General features: G+C 29.2%; 9 protein-coding genes and 5 pseudogenes. 2 read left to right on the forward strand and 12 right to left on the reverse strand.

Features of this window, described 5'->3' with window-relative positions:
* Positions 1-523 precede the first annotated feature (523 nt).
* The 7 genes and pseudogenes from BDU_RS00005 to BDU_RS00030 all read right to left on the reverse strand — a co-directional run bounded on the left by BDU_RS00005 (position 524) and on the right by BDU_RS00030 (position 9,485).
* Positions 524-1,378 (reverse strand): complement regulator-acquiring protein, encoded by an 855-nt coding sequence (locus BDU_RS00005; RefSeq protein ID WP_012537773.1) that lies wholly within the window; start codon positions 1,376-1,378, stop codon positions 524-526.
* Positions 1,379-2,112: 734 nt separating this feature from the next.
* Positions 2,113-3,081, reverse strand: a pseudogene (locus BDU_RS00010) (variable large family protein); the annotation flags it as partial.
* A gap of 260 nt (positions 3,082-3,341) precedes the next feature.
* Positions 3,342-4,421, reverse strand: a complete 1,080-nt coding sequence (locus BDU_RS00015; protein WP_012537775.1) for a variable large family protein — start codon at positions 4,419-4,421, stop codon at positions 3,342-3,344.
* Positions 4,422-4,758: 337 nt separating this feature from the next.
* A pseudogene (locus BDU_RS00020) lies at positions 4,759-5,824 on the reverse strand (variable large family protein).
* Positions 5,825-6,075: 251 nt separating this feature from the next.
* The gene (locus BDU_RS08510) at positions 6,076-6,213 is read right to left on the reverse strand and encodes a hypothetical protein (protein WP_318250786.1); all 138 of its coding nucleotides are present in this window, start codon (positions 6,211-6,213) and stop codon (positions 6,076-6,078) included.
* Positions 6,214-7,067: 854 nt separating this feature from the next.
* Positions 7,068-8,165, reverse strand: coding sequence for a variable large family protein (locus tag BDU_RS00025; protein WP_012537776.1), 1,098 nt, complete (start codon positions 8,163-8,165; stop codon positions 7,068-7,070).
* A 258-nt stretch (positions 8,166-8,423) separates the two neighbouring features.
* Positions 8,424-9,485, reverse strand: a pseudogene (locus BDU_RS00030) (variable large family protein).
* Positions 9,486-9,909: 424 nt separating this feature from the next.
* On the opposite strand from BDU_RS00030, the pseudogene BDU_RS08990 reads away from it, so the two are divergent.
* Positions 9,910-10,143 (forward strand): annotated as a pseudogene (locus BDU_RS08990) (DUF1463 family protein); the annotation flags it as partial.
* 217 nt (positions 10,144-10,360) lie between these two features.
* Here BDU_RS08990 and BDU_RS08205 read toward each other — a convergent pair.
* From BDU_RS08205 to BDU_RS00050, 5 genes and pseudogenes are all read right to left on the reverse strand, one after another.
* Positions 10,361-10,537: a hypothetical protein gene (locus tag BDU_RS08205; RefSeq protein ID WP_158298582.1), complete on the reverse strand. Its 177-nt coding sequence runs from the start codon at positions 10,535-10,537 to the stop codon at positions 10,361-10,363.
* A 305-nt stretch (positions 10,538-10,842) separates the two neighbouring features.
* Positions 10,843-11,028, reverse strand: a pseudogene (locus tag BDU_RS00035) (variable large family protein); the annotation flags it as partial.
* Positions 11,029-12,463: 1,435 nt separating this feature from the next.
* Entirely contained in the window at positions 12,464-12,643 is a 180-nt protein-coding gene (locus BDU_RS08210; RefSeq protein WP_041177666.1) for a hypothetical protein, read from the reverse strand.
* Between the two features lie 127 nt (positions 12,644-12,770).
* Positions 12,771-13,808, reverse strand: a complete 1,038-nt coding sequence (locus BDU_RS00045) for a glycoside hydrolase family 3 N-terminal domain-containing protein (RefSeq protein ID WP_041177762.1) — start codon at positions 13,806-13,808, stop codon at positions 12,771-12,773.
* A complete protein-coding gene (locus tag BDU_RS00050) occupies positions 13,801-15,255 on the reverse strand; it encodes a UTP--glucose-1-phosphate uridylyltransferase (protein ID WP_041177667.1) in 1,455 nt (484 codons plus the stop codon). Before BDU_RS00050 ends, BDU_RS00045 begins: the two co-directional genes overlap by 8 nt.
* A gap of 93 nt (positions 15,256-15,348) precedes the next feature.
* On the opposite strand from BDU_RS00050, the gene BDU_RS00055 reads away from it, so the two are divergent.
* Positions 15,349-17,139, forward strand: coding sequence for a phosphoglucomutase (locus BDU_RS00055; protein ID WP_012537780.1), 1,791 nt, complete (start codon positions 15,349-15,351; stop codon positions 17,137-17,139).
* Positions 17,140-17,189: the final 50 nt, after the last annotated feature.

Consider the following 17,189-nt stretch of genomic DNA (forward strand, 5'->3'; position numbering starts at 1 on the left):
TTGCTAATCTAATTGAATCCTCTTTTTCTTGATCAAAACCCTTACAAAGATATACATACTCTCAAATCATACATTAACCTAAATCTAAAACAAATGGGTATTCCCTATAAAAAAACTCACAAAATACAAAAACAAATCTTTTCTAATATCTTCGTATCGTGAACATCAACTAAATTCACTTATTTTACTTAACAATAAACCCTCAAAACACAGAAAATAATTAAAATTAATATTGAATAATTGAATATTTTTTATTTACAGTATTTAATATTAAAAGATGTATTGTTTAATTATATCAACCCATGAAATTGATTAATAAACGCGGGCTAAAACTTTATAAGGCTAACCCGTTATAAAAGTAAAATTTAAATAAATTAAAGACTCCTTTTTGTTTTTATAATATGTATAAAATAAATTTTTTCTACCAAATTGAACCTAAATACATTTATACAACAAAAATATAGGAAGATAGACTATTATTAATTAATCTATCTTCCTTTGTATTTCAAATAATTATAATAAATTACTTAATTGTACCTAGAATAGCTATAATTCTATTAGATACTGCCTTCATTCCGGGAATTTTAACTTTAATAAGATCTTTATATCTTTTCTCAATATGCTTTATCAATTTCTTGCTATCAGAATCAATTCCATCTGTCTTAGCTTTATAAGATGAAATAAGACTATCTAAGGCTTTCCTCCAATTTAATTTCTGTAATTGAATTTCCTCAAGCTTTGATTTAATTTCTCTTAAATCAACAAGACTCAATTTATCAAGTTTATCTCTATTCTTTTCTAATTTATTAATTATTCTCTCAAAATTAAACTGAAGATCTACTACTACAGTATTCATTATATCGTAAATCCATGTACCCTTATTTGTATTATCCGATTCTACTTTTTTAAGAATTTCTGCAAAATCTTTTATTCTTTCTTTATTGTATAACAAAGAGGAATAAAATAATCGTCTTACTCCCTTATTATCACCATGATCTAATGTCTTATTATTAACAGCATTTAACACGAATTTAAACACTTTATCCTTCATACCATATTGATTTACATCCTCAACTTCAGCCTTATCTTGATTTAATAATCCCATAACACTATTAATATCATTTATAAGGGCAGATATTAATTCCCCTTTCTCATCTTTTATTACAAAATCTCCTCTTACTACTTTTTCAACAGAAACTTTATTAACAACATCTTCCTTTATTGGTTCATCACCTTGAACGTTATTCACAAAATTTTGAACATTATTTACAACATCTTTTAAAAAATTGTCAGGGCTTCCTTTATTATCCAATAATTTAGAATCTAGATTACAAGATGCTAACCCCAAAACTAATAATATAAATAAATTTTTTCTCACAAATATTCTCCTTCTTTAGAATTAATAATCATTATTACTAAATAGTAATGATTATTAATTAATAATATATATCACTTTATCTAAAATACAATTTTTTTTTAATTAAAATTACTATTTTTTTTACATTCTTACTCTAAAATTATTTACTTGTTAACCATTTCCTCTTTATAAGAGATATGGCGTACTTTTACACTAATTAAAATCACTTATTTTTAAATTTAAATACTGTCACTTTATACTAATCACTAAAATTTATAAAAAAATATAGATTAATATCAACTAGTATAATTCATTTTATACTCTAGAATTAATATTTTTATGGTATGGTATATAATCTTAATCTTAACAGAACAGATATGCTGCTCTTAATATGAATTTCAGTTTCTTGACTGTTTTTATTAATTTGTAAAATTGATTGCTCATGAAAATATAAAGCACGCCTACAACCTATAAAATATCATCCCCATTATAACTGTTATTGAAGGAGTTAAAAGTATAATTGAGACTGCTACTGGTTCTGGTGTAAAAATTGAGGCTGGAACTGCTGGTAATGAAGTGGCTGCTGGTGCTAATACTGCCCTGCTGTTCTTAGTGGTACTACTGCTGCTAATAATTCTGGGGCTAAGGTAACATATTTCTGTTTAACACACTATAAAATACAAGATACCAAAAGCTTCACTCTTAGTATCTTCACTTTATGACTTTATTTTTATTATTTACTTACATAACTTTGCCTATTTATTTTGACCACCAGAACCACCATTCTCAGATGCTACAGTAGTAGCATTAGTATTAATTTTCATTGCTTCTTTTACACTCTTAAGTCCTATATCAATACTTCTTCTTATTGCTACTGTTAATATATCTAATGCTTTAGTTACTGCACTTATTGCCGCATCTTTAACTACAATAATAGCATCTTCAGCATTAGCCTGACCAGCAAATTTACCACCCTTTGCCATTGCTCTCAATGCTATAGCTCCCGCTATAATAGCATCTTTCTTAGTAGATGGCTTATCATCATCTTTAGCATTTGCCAATTTATAAGCACCACCACCAACTTTAATCATAGCTTGTAATATATCAGCACCAGTTACTGCTCCTACTGCTTTAGCTGCATCAGCTGCTGATTTTTTTGCATTAGTACCAGCAGCACCAGCATTCGTACCATTAAATAACTTTCCTGCTTCATCATCAGCAGCATTACCACCAGTTCTGTCAGTCTGCCCATCTAAAGCTTTTTTCTCAGTACCAGCAACAGGATTTCCTTCTTTAAGGACTACATCCACAATACCTTTAATTCCATTTATTAATTTATCAACTTCACCAACAGTACCACCAACAGCAGCATTGGCCATATCACCAAGTAGACCACTAGCATCTCCAATTGCCTCACTTGCTGTCTTTGCTCCACCAATTATCTTATCTAGTTTACTCTCAATTAATGTTTTCACCGCAGTAGCAGTAGCCTCAGCATTCGGATTCTTTTCTTCCTTCATATCACTAACAATTTTATTAAGCCCTATTTTCACTCCTTCTACTGTACTCTGTACCGTCTTAAAATATTTCCCTACATCCGATTTCTTTGAATTAACATTCAACCCCAATACACTCCCTACCATTTCCCCAAATGAAGTGAAAACATTCAAAAATTCTTCACTCACATTAACTAATGACTGCAAAAATTTATTCTTCCCTTCCTCTGCTTATAACACTCCATTATTATTCCTCTCTTTTTTATCCCTTTTCTCTCGCCTCTTTTATCCTTTCTGCTTTTTTTTACCTGCATATTCCCTTCTTAGCCTCCTATTTTTTATTTTTTTATTTAGCTTATCTTCAAATACTAGAAGTAATAAACCAATGTTCAATATACTCTAAAAAAAGATACCAAGAACTTAAATCCCAGTATCTTTACTTTATAATTTTACTTCTCTTACTTTATTATTTAATAAAGTAATTATAATTATTGATTTTGACCACTAGAACCACTATTCTCAGATGCTACAGAAGTAACATTAATATTAGTTTTCATTGCTTCTTTAACACTTTTAAGTCCTTCATCAATAGTACTTCTTATTGCTACTGTTAATGTATCTAATGCCTTAGTCACCGCACTTACTGCTGCTCCTTTAACCGCAGTAACAACATCAACATTAGCAGCAGTATTATCATTAGCAAATTTACCTCCCTTAGCCATTGCTCTTAATGCTATTCCCCCTGCAATAGTGCCATCCTTAGCATTCTGAGATACCCCAGCAACATCAGAGGTAGGACTATTAGCAGCTAACTTAGAAGCATCACCACCATCTTTAACTACAGCTTGTAAAATATCAGCACCAGTTACTGCCCCAACTGCTTTTGCTGCATCTGCACCTGCCTTCTTTGCATTATCTGCAGAATCAATACCACCATTATTACCAGTATTACCAAATAACTTTCCTACATCACCAGCATTATCACCTCTTGCTCCAAGAGCATCGGCTTTTTTACCATCCCCAGCATCAGCCTTCCCTATACCCTTAAGTACTATATCAACAATCCCCTTAATTCCCTTTACTAGACTATCAATCTCACTACCAGATACACCTGCAGAATCATTAGCACCACCAGCAGCAACATTTCCAATTAGAGCATTAGCATCACCACCAATTGCCTCACTTGCTGTCTTTGCCCCAGCAATTATTTTATCAAGTGTTTCAGTAACTAATTTATTTACTGCAGTCTCAGTAGCTACAGCATTAGGATTACTCTCTTTTTTCATATCAGCAACAATTTTATTAAGTCCTGTTTTAACTCCCTCTACTGTACCCTGTACTGTCTTAAAATAATTCCCAACATCGGACTTCTTAGAATCCGCCTTCAATCCCAATACACTCCATACCATATTCCCAAATGATGTGAAAACATTTATAAATTCATTACTCACATTAATTAATGACTTCAAAAAATTATTCTCTCCACTTTCTCCTCCTACTCCCCCACCATTACATCCCATCACTACCACCATCATCCCCATTATTATTCCTTTTACTATTCTCCCCATCTTCTCTCCTCTCTCTATTTCTCTCTCACTCTCTCTATTCCTCTCTTCCCTTTTATTTCTCCTTCTTTTACTTCTCTATTCATTTTCTTCGCCTCCTTTTGTTTTTATATGCTTTTCTAACAAGGAAGCAAACAAACAAAAAATAAATGTATACAGCAACGAATGAATGACAATTCACTAGAACATTTTAATGAAAACACAAATGATAGAATTAACCACATAGTAATAAACCCATGTCTAATACACTACAAAATTAAAGATACCAAGAACTTAATTCCTAGTATCTTTAATTTATAATTTTTCTCTTATTTTATTATTTAGTTATGTATTCTGATGATTATTGATTTTGAATACTAGAACCACTCTTTTCAGATACTATAGAAGTATCATTAGTATTAATTTTTATTGCTTCTTTTACTTCTTTTAGTCCCAAATCTATTGTACTTCTTATTGCTATTGTTAATGTATCTAATGCTTTAGTAACCGCACTTATTATTGCTCCCTTTATCATTTTATTTGCATCATTAGCATTGTCACCATTAGCAAATTTACCATTTTTAGCCATAGCTCTTAATGCTATACCCCCTGCTAATTCCGCATCTTTAGGAGCAGCAAAACCAACATTAGCAATAGCACCACTATTCTTAGCTAACTTAGAAGCACCACCATCATTTTTAATTATAGCTTTTAATATATCAGCTCCACTTACTGCTCCTACTGCCTTTGACCCATCTGCTGCTGCTTTCTTTGCATCAGCACCAGCTCCAGTATTACCATCAAACAATTTACTTGCTCCATCATTATTCCTTTCAGAATTACCATCTTCTGCCTTTTTATTATCTCCAGCGTCAGCATTTCCTTTCTCTCCAAGCACTACCTCTACTATAGTCTTAATCCCCTTTACCAATTCCGTAACATCATCACCAATACCCTTAGCATCAGCTCCAGCAGTAACTACATCACCAATTGGGTCACCAGCACCTCCTATTGCCTCACTTGCTGTCTTTGCCCCTTATATTATCTTATCAAGTGTCCCACTAACTAACTTATTTACCGCAGTCTCAGCAGCCGCCAAATTAGAATTCCCATCTTTCTTCATTTCAGCAACAATTTTATTAAGTCCATCCTTTATCCCTTGCACAGTACCCTGCACTGTCTTAAAATATTTCCCTACATCAGATTTCTTACTCTCCAAATTTAATCCCAATACACTTCCCTACCATATCCCCAAAAGAAGTGAAAACATTCAAAAATTCTTCACTCACATTAACTAATGACTGCAAATATTTATTCTTCCCTTCCTCTCCTCCTCCTACTCCTCCACTATTACATCCCATCATCATCATCACCATCATCAATATTATTACTCTTACTTTCCCCTCTGCTTTTTTCTCTATCTTCATTCTTCTAGCCTCCTTGTTTTTTCCTTTATTTATAGCTACTTTATAGCTTTTATTTAGCTTATCCCTTAATAACAGAAGCAAAAAAATATGTTTTATATAAAATACACAACACCGCAAATAAAAAAAGAGAGCTTTATTGCTCCCTTTCCTTTATCAATATACTTATCTAATAATTCTAACTATATTAAACATATACTAATTCACCTATTAATTAGCCTTAGCTTCAGTACCTTCTCCTTGCTTAATCTCTCCTAATACCTCACTAATTCCTTTAATCCTTCATCAACTCTATTCCTGATTGCTATTACATCATTATCATCCAGCATTATCATCATTATCCCTTTTACTCTTCTATTCCCTATTCTCTTTCCTTTTAATCCACTTTTCACTCCTAGTATCTCAATAAGACACAAAAAACAAAATTAAATAAATAACAAATAAATCGATAAATAACAATTTATAAAAATACCCATATAAAAATTAATAATTTATTTTGTTATAAATTTAAAATACAAAATTAATAGATATATTTTTTTGTTATAATCAACTACTATATATATTTATAATCGTTATATGGAATATTATTCTTAGTAGTTTTAAATGTGTTTTTGTATCCTGATTATAATGAAAACTATAAATATTTGATATTCAATATTTTCAAATAACTAGAATATCTCGCAAGGAATAAGATCGATTGTTTATAATATGTTATCTTTTTATATAATAAGTTATATGTCTATCATTAGAACATATCTTAATGAAATCAAAAAAACAAAATTAAACACTAAAAGTAAAAAGGTTAATATTGTTATATTACACTATAAATAAAATAACAGATACCAAAAGTCTAACTCTAAGCATCCTTTCCTTCATAATTTATATTATTTTAGGTAATACTAATAAAATAATGGTAGTATTGAGACACTATACTATTTCCAATAAAAAGCAATTAGACGACGATAAGACCTATTACAAGGAAATAATAAGAGCTTAAACATAAATAAAAAACACTTAATCAAATATTCACAAAATTATTTTTACTAATCAGCTTTAATTAAAGACATAATACGGTTGGAAGTGTTTTAAAGTCTAATACAAAAAAGTGTGATGTTGGAACTTACTCTAAGAAAAGTCATGATACTGTTCATTCTAATAAAACAATTACTGAAATAACAATATAAAAGGAAATCTCAATTTATCTCTAGATTTCCTTCTAGTCTTATTTTTTTAACCTATCTTATTGCTAACTGACTGTCTTTGGTTTTTTTGCTTCGTCTACATCTTTCTTCACTTTATCCAAAACATTCTTTACTGTCTTTTTAATTATATCTTCCAACGCTACTAATAGTTTATTTACCGCTGTTACTCCTGCTAATTGTACCGCTTTTTCATCGCTATTTGCATTATGTGAAGCTAATTTACCTTCTTTAACTAATGAACGCAACGCTATCCCTCCTGCTACTGCTGCTGCTTTTGAATCAGATGAATGCGACACATGAGCTGCATTACCTCCTTTTGCAAATTCCAATGACGTTGTCTGTGCAGTTGCATTACCTGTTATTTTTACAACTTTATCTTCTGATGCTTGAACAATAGACTCTAACATTTCCTCACCACTTACTGCTGATACTATTAATGCTGCTTTACCTGCATCCCCTGCTGTTGCTGCTAAATCTGTACCTAATATCTTAACTCCATTTTTTGCATCAACCACACCTATTGATTCTTGAGACAAAGTTAACTTACTTTCTTTCAACTTTTCAACACCCTCTTTATTAGCTACCGTTACTATCCCTTTAAAGGCCTGATATACCTTCTTTAATGCATTTTCATTTGCTGCCACTCCGGCCTGATTACTCGTTACATCAACAACCTTTTTATCATCACCTATATCTTTCAAAGATTCTAAATGAGTTTTCAACAAACTTAAAACTCCCTTAGCTGTATCAACTGCACTTCGAATTGAATTTTTTGCATTCTTTGATTCATCGCTTCTATCAACACCGACCATTGCTTTGCTTGCTACTTTTTCTAATTCACCTGATGCCTCTCCAAGTTTACCACCTAGGCTATTAAAATATTCTCCTACTTGTTGCTTAGTTGTATCCTTAGTCACTTTTAAGCCTAATGTATCTGACATTAACTCTATAAACGAATAAAATGCATTCTCTGCACTTCTCCCTACTTCCAGCAGTACTTCACTTAAACTTTTAGCTCCACTCCCGCCTCCTCCTGCTGCTCCTTCTCCTTTCACTCCCCCACTATTACATCCCATCATCACCATCATCATCATCAATAATATTACTCTTACTTTCCCCTCTCCTTTTTTCTCTATCTTCATTCTTCTAGCCTCCTTGTTTTTTTATTATTTTTTTCTAACAAGGAAGCAAACAAACAAAAAATAAATGTATACAGCAACGCATGAATGAATGACAATTCACTAGAACATTTTAATGAAAGAACAAATGATAGAATTAACCACATAGTAATAAACCCATGTCTAATACACTACAAAATAAAAGATACCAAGAACTTAATTCCTAGTATCTTTACTTTGTAATTTTTTTCTCTTATTTTATTATTTGGTTATGTATTCTGATTATTGATTTTGACTACTAGAACCACTCTTACCAGATTGCTATAGCAGTAGCACTAGTATTAGTTTTCATTTGCTTCTTTGACACCCTTAAGTCCCAAGTCTATTGCTCTTCTTATTCCTATTGTCAATATATCTAATGCCTTACTTGCTGCACTTACTGCCTCTCCTTTAACTGCAGCTGAAATATCTGCATCAGCAGCATTACCATTAGCAAATTTACCTCCCTTTGCCATCCCTCTCAAGACTATTCCTCCTGCTATTACTGCATCTTTAGGAGAAACACCCACATTAGTATTAGCATCATTATTTTCAGCTAACTTAGCTGATTTACCATTATCTTTTACCATCGCCTGTAATATATCAGCTCCACTTACTGCTCCTACCGCTTTAGCTGCATCTGTTGCTACTTTCTTTGCATTAGCTTGAGCACCTGCAACACCAGCACCTGCAGCAAATAATTTTCCTGCTTCTCCTTCACCAGCAGCAGCATTTCTTGAACTACTACCATCACTTGCCTTCTTATCATCCCCAGCATCAGCACTCCCTACACCTTCAAGTACTACTTTCACAATTCCCTTAATTCCTTCTACTAACTTATCAACATCAGTACCTGCAACACCTGCTCCATTCTGATCAGCTACATTCCCTATTAATTCACTAGCATCTCCTATTGCCTCACTTGCTTCCTTAGCTCCAGCTATTATCTTATCTAGTTTACCCTCCAACTAATGTTTTTAGCGCAGTCTCAGTAGCCTCAGCATTAGGATTCTTTTCTTTCTTCATTTCATTAAAAATTTTATTAAGCCCATCCTTAGTTTTCTGCACAGTACCCTGAACTTTCTTAAAATATTTCCCTACATCCGATTTCTTACTCTCCAAATTCAACCCCAATACACTCCCTACCATTTCTCCAAAAGACGTAAAAACATTCAAAAATTCATTACTTAATCCCACCAATGACTTCAAAAACCTATTCTCTCCTCTTTCTTCTCCCGCAACTCCCCCATTATTATACTTATAGAAAAATATTTTTAAAAAATTAAATCTCCAAAAATTATTTATTTAACCAAAACAATAACACCTTAATGTTACATAGTAATAAATATCCTATTATCTACATTCAATAACAAAATTTTACTATTATTAGATTTTTATACATTTTTAATATCTCTAGCATCAATAATATAAAATTAATATAATAACAACATGTACAAAAACATAAATGACAACAATCAAGCAATTGATACCATCAAATGAAAAAATCATAACATGAATATATCAAATTTATAGGTTTCAGTTTGAAATTATTTTATTAATTGATTCTAATATTGTTGTTAATGTTATTAGAAATTTCAAAAAATAAACTTCAATTATACTTTTTTTTTGCACTACACTTTTATCATATAAGATATAAACACTAAAAAATTATTAAAAAAAAAGAAATAATTTATCATTATCTATAATTTAAACGAAATTTTTTTCACTCTCTGAAGATGAAATAAACGAAGGAACATTAGAATATTACACTCAACCTGATACACTAATCAAGTTTAGCGAAGAGTTTAACATCGCACCCATAATCAGTTATCAAAACCCAATATCTCTTATTCATTGTTTTAACATTACAGTGGCAGTTAACAAAGACCCTGATAGTCCTTATAACAAACTAAGTAAATTATTAGACAAGCAAAACAACAAACATGAGACAATGAAACTTTGATTCTTATACCAACCTCAATCTTAATAAAGCTGTATTTATCAAAAAATCAACAAACATGAAAGGCATACCTGAATTGAAAACAGCTACTTTTTTTATTAAAGCCATTAATTCTCAAAATTAGAAATAACAAAATACCTAACTATTATTTCTATATTCACAGATCTATAGAAATAATAGTTTTCTATCTTGACTTATTAATCTCATAATATTATCAACATCAATTTATAAGAGCAAGTATTAATTCTTCTTTCTCATGTTTTATTACAGAATCTCCTCTTACTACTTTTTTAACAAAAACTTTACTAACAACATATTCTTTTCTTGGTTCATCACTTTGAAAACTATTTACAACCTCTTTTAAAAAATCGTTAGGTATTCCTCCTTTATTATCCATTATAACTATAGTATTTTTTATTTTTATTTTAATATCGTTAGGCTATAATTTTAACGTCACCCTATACCAATCACTAAAATTATAAAAAAAGATAAATTAATATCAATTAGTATAACTCGTTTTAATATTCTAATATTTCAAATCAATTACACTCCCATCTTCCTCCCTTGCTTTCCCCTCGTCCCCTTTTACTCCCCCACTATTATATCCCATCACCACCATCATACTATATATTCAATGCATCTTAATTTGCACTGACATACCTTGTTTGTTATTCCCTAACTCACTTACTAAACTCTCATTACCACTTTCTTTAATAATTCTAAATAGATTTTCAATGAAGTTAAAACTCCCTTAAACATATCAAATTGCAATTCTAATTGGATTTTTTGCATTCTTTGATTCATCGCTCTGTTATCAATACCTACCATTGCTTTGCTTGCCACTTTTTCTAATTCCTCTGGTGCTTCTCCAAATTTACCACTCAAACTATACTTCTTCCTACTTCCATTACACTTAAACTTTTAGCATCGCCTTTCCCTTCTCCTTCTGCTACTCCTACATTATTATATCCCATATCACTATCACCACAATCATCACAACACCATTACTCCCTTCACTCTCTTCCTTCTCCACCCTCCTCTTCTATTATCTCTCTTTCCTTTATATTCTCTATTATTTATTCCCTCTTCTCTTCTTCTTTCTCTTTCATACTTTTCTTAGCCTCCTATTTTTTATTTATTTAGCTTTAAAAAAACGCATACAACAATGAATGAATGGCTAAATCACACTTCATACAAATATCTATATAATAAATTGATAAGTTGTTTTCTTATAAATTTAAAAACACAAAATTTTTGATATTCCGTTTCCAAATTTAGAATATATAATAACAACATACAATGTTAATTTTTGTGAATGCCGATGTATTTCAATGCCATATTAATTATGATGCAAGATAAAATTAGAACTGTCAAAACCTTTTAAATAATTAATAATATCTCATATCAATAAAAATTGAACTTACTAGTGAATATTGTCAAATTAAACATCTTAAATAATAACTAATAAACGTCAATAAAAAAACGAATCTTATTAATATCACAAAACAAAAGATACTACAAGTTTAATTCTCAGTATCTTCCTTTTATAAGCTAACTTATATTCTTTTATTATTTAGTTACATAATTTTATTAATTTTGACCAACAGAACCACCATTCTCAAATGCTACAGAAATAACATTAACATTAATTTTTAAACTAACAAAATAGTTAATAGACTAGTAAAAATAAAAGTATAAGATAAATACTAAAAAAATTAAGATTGTGCTATTACTTGATATTTGCTATAAAAATTAATTAATAACATACTTGATAAAATAATCACAGATGATAAGACTACTAGTCAAATCAATTGATGATATCACTTCTAACATATTTTTCAAATTTATAAAAAACATTGTATTTCTAATAATGTCTATTAATTAATAGATCAAGTAATCCTATTGATCCAAAGAATAAATTGCAATACAATTTTTCATATAAGAATAAAATGTTACACTTTCTTATACACACTATGACAAAGTTAAAACTTATATCTTATTTAATATTAATAACATACTCACATGCTTGGTGCTACACACGCACAAATAATCAATTTACAAACATAAAACCCTTACAAATTGGAATTATTCAACATAATTACATAAATTTAACTCCTTATAATCAAAAACATAAATATCGTTCATTTCTTGGAATAACGATAATTTATAATGATTGGATTGATTTTAACATCATTCCAATCCATTTTTATCCACACAGTGCCAATCTATTATCAAATTCATATTTTAACTTTTCCATATCTCTTTATATATTAAAATATAAAATACACATATATCCCTTTATTATCAATATCTTAATAGGACCTCAATTACCCATAACCCTTAGAACAGATATTATTACTGGTAATAATATTTCTGCTTTTCTTTTTCCTGCTTTACCTTTTCTTTCCATTAAACTTAATATCCCAATCAATAATGTATTTTCTATTACCTCCACCTTTTCTTCATCTCTTAGTGAATATTTTTTAGTAGATGCAGCTATCATATTCGCTATATAATTTATTCATCACTATTTATACAAAACACAAATTCAGGTATTATAAAAAAGATAACTTTAATAAAAGTTAACATAAAATTTTTTCAATATTTTAAATAAACAAAAATAAAAAATATTATTTCTCTATATTAATCCCCTTAAAACCTTCGGGAATCAGTACAATATCAATACCTGAATTTAACGACTGTTTAATAGCATACTCTAAATTAAAATTATTAACAATTGCTCCCATATCATATGCATCCGTCATTATAATGCTAAAAATATTCAGATTATCTCTTATAATCTCTACTATATCTCTTGACATACTACTAACATCCTTGGAAATATTAGGTACAAGTATATGAGCAAGCATTAAAAATTTTGCCTCTTTACCAAAAACAAATGGCACGAAATTATTTAACATCAAAAAATTTTTACTATAAGGCAATAAAGCTAAATCCTTATGAGTATCTATCTTAGTACCTCCAAGTCCTGGAAAGTGCTTAACCACAGCAAAAACCCCTTCTCTTTGCATTCCATCAACAAATGCCTCTACCATAAGACCAATATCGTAAAATGAATACCCAAAAGTCCTATTACCTAATGGACTATCAGGTGCAAATTTAGAATCTGCTACAGGTGCCATATTCATATTTATCCCAAGACGTCTAAGTTGTTTTCCAAGAATTTCACCTATCTTATATGCAAGTTGAACATCTTTTGTCTTCCCAACAGATTCCATAGAAGGAAAATTATACACTCCTAGTTTTTCATTTTCACTAGCTCTACTAACCAAGCCCCCTTCCTCATCAACAGCAATTAAAAGTTTGGAACCAAGATATTTTTTTAATTTTTCAATTAATTTTTTAGTTTGTTCAGCATCCTTAAAGTTTTCTCTAAACAAAATAACTCCCACTGGATTTATCTCTTGTATTTTCATAAGTTCACTTTTACTAAGTGATTGAACAGAACTAGGATTAGAAACATTTCTAATACCAATAAAAATATAACTTCCATTTAAAATATCTTTAGAATTAACTTTTCCTAAAAACTTATCAACATCTATAAGATCAAATTTATCACTTTCAAAATAATCATAATCTATATCTGGAATAGAACCCAATAAAACAAAATGAAAAAACAAAAGTACAAATAATATCAATCTAAACATTCCATTTACCTTTCTTAAAATCCAAATTATATTTATTCTGTAATACATTATTAAGACCAATATTTAAGTATTTAGCAATATCAAAAAATGCATCTGAAAATTTATCACTCATATAATTACTCATAATAAGTGTATTAATAAATAATTTAGCAGGTAAAAATCTATCTTCCCTATTAACCTCAAAAATCAATGGATTATCTACCATCTTTATAACTTCCCATGTTATTTGCTCAATTGAAGTATATTTGCCAAATTCTTTAGTCTGTTCAATAACTCTCATAGGCATATCTGATATTATTCTATCAATATTTTTGATCAAATACTCCAAATTAAAAAGACCTGTAGCACAATTAAAAAAAATCTTACCTCCTTTGTACTCAAATTGCAACACTGTTTCTCTAGAAATAACACTACCAATATCAACACAGTTTAAATTATTATCATCATCTAAAATTAAAATCCCTCCCTTTGTATCTAGTGGTGTCTTAACACTAAACTCAAATCCAGCAGAATCATTAGTTATAGCCATTATAGCAAGTGTTTTTAAATTAACAGTAAAACCAACATTATCAATGTTCCCAATATATACAAATTTTTTACCTGAATTATAAAGTTGCATATAAATATCCCTCAAAATTTTAAAATTTTGACCATGTCCTGCAGGTAAAGCTAAAAAAACTTTCTTTCCATTATTAACATAATCAAAATATTCATAATGACCATCACTTAACTCTTTATAACAATACACCAAAGGCTGAATTGCTGTTAAAATATCCGATTTACAAAAATCACAATAATTTAAACTCTTAATCAAATTATTATCAAAAATACCGTCTAAAAAATCAGAAATTAACTTATAAGTCTTAACACTTGTCATTTGAAAAATAGAAGGTTTAATATTTTCACCATAAAGTTCATAATACTGCCTAGACAGCAATAAAAGATGTCGAATTTTTAATTCTAAAAACGAAAATCCATAACTACCATCTGCATTAACATACGCAGGTGTAATTCCTTTGGGCAAATGTCCAAAAAATTCCTTAGCTTCTAATATTTTATTTGCATATAAAAAATATAAGTCATTATTAAAATCACTATTTTTAAGTAGATCAAAATAACTAGTTGCAGAACCTCCATTTAAAATCCCAAACGAAAAATAAGGATAAAGTGACAATCCTATCTTTCTTAAATTATCAGCAGTAAAAACATAAAAATCACCTTCTGATGAGAATAAAAACTTTCTATAATCATCAAAATATTTTTTCAAATTATTTTCAACAAGTTCTTTTCTAAATTTTAATTTAACAAAATTATCAGTAAGACTCAAAATATTACTATGACTTTCACTTGGAAAAGTTTTAAAAGATATATCTAACCCTTTAAGGTCATGCATATTAAGCATATTAAGTACTTTTTGAGAAAAAACTTTATCTATTACTTCACACATACTAAAAACCTCATTCAAACATAAGGTAAATAAATACAATTATATTTTAATATTAGCATTTATTGTAGTACTATACTAATTAAGAGAAAAAACATGTTAAAAAATTATATATTAAATATGACAAACTTAAAAAAGTCTATTAACGAAATGATACTCTCTCCTTCAGGATTTAGAAAAATATTTGCACAATCAAAAAAAGAAAATTCAATGGATAATGAAATAAATGAAGATGATAAAATATTAGTTGCAATAATATCACTTACAATATCTAATTACTTTCAAGACAAGCCAAAACAATACATTAACGTTGGATTGGATTCAAGAGCAACGGGAAACGTAATATCACAAATAATAATTAAAACATTAATTTTAAACAATGACAAAATTAATTTTTTTGGTATACTTCCAATACCAGAAATTTTGGCTTACACAAAAATTAGTAAAAATTCAAAAGGATTCATATACATTTCTGCTAGCCATAATCCTAAAGGATATAATGGTATTAAAACTGGTCTAGATGATGGGGGCGTGTTAAATTCAAATGAAATAAACAAAATAATAAAACAAATCAAATCTAATATCCAAAATGAAAATCTAATAAAAAATCTAATAAAAAAATTACAAAATTTTAATAATAATACTAAATACTTAAAAACATATGAAACAATCATAGCTTCAAAAGACAAATTGAAAGCACAATCTTACAACGCATATAAATCACTAATGCAACAAATCATATATTCAGACGAGCATAACCAAGAAAACATTGATATACTAAAAGCAAATATCAAAAAAGAACAAATAGGAATAATAGGTGAAATGAACGGAGGATCTCGCATCAATTCAATTGATAAAGAAATGCTTCAATCTCTAGGACTAAAATTAGAATTTCATAACACTGAAATTGGCATTTTTAAGCATGGAATGACTCCTGAAGGAAAATCTTTAAACATGTGCAAAAAAATATTAGAACAAAAATTTCAAAAAGACAATTCATTTCAACTAGGATATGTACCTGACTGTGATGGAGATAGAGGAAATCTGATTACAATAAACAAAAATGGACAAGCAAATATTATTTCATCACAAAAAATATTTGCACTCTCAGTACTCTCAGAACTTAGTTACCTTTATCATATAGGAATTAAAAAAAACTTAGCTGTAGTGGTTAATGATGCAACTTCTCTAAATATCGAAAAAATAGCCTCACTATTTAATGCAAAAGTTTACAGAGTTGAAGTAGGAGAAGCAAATTTAACAGAAATGGCTGATATTTTACGAAACAAAGGACTAATAATCAAAATTTTTGGAGAAGGATCAAATGGAGGAAATATCACACATCCTTCAAAGGTAAGAGACCCACTTGCAACTGTTTTTAGCATTATAAAATTACTTAAAATCAAAAATCTTTACAAAATATGGTGCACATTATCTCAAAATTCATATAATGAATACTATAATCTCGATGACATATTAAAAACAATCAACTTTTACAGTAATGTAGAAGTATCATCAAAAGAAGCTATACTTAAAATAAGAGTACAAAATCAAGAAACATTAAAAACTAACTATGAAAAACTATTAAAAACAGAATTTAACAAAAATAATACGATAATAAACCAATTACAAATTAACAATTATGAAATCCTTAATTACGAAGGAATAACACAAACTACTACTAGAACCCGTGATGCATCAGGAGGCCTTAAAGTTTTACTAAAAAATGACAAACACGAAATAATTGGCAGCTTATGGATGCGTGGCTCAAAAACAGAACCTATATTCAGAGTACTAAGCGAAGTTAAATCTGAATATCACAATTTATTATATGATATTTTGGATTTTCACAAACACTTAATAAAAAGTGCAAACTCAATAATATAATCTCAACACTGAAAATAAAAATTAACAATTTACTTTATAGCCACAATTAA

This window comes from Borrelia duttonii Ly, assembly GCF_000019685.1.
Taxonomy (GTDB): domain Bacteria; phylum Spirochaetota; class Spirochaetia; order Borreliales; family Borreliaceae; genus Borrelia; species Borrelia duttonii.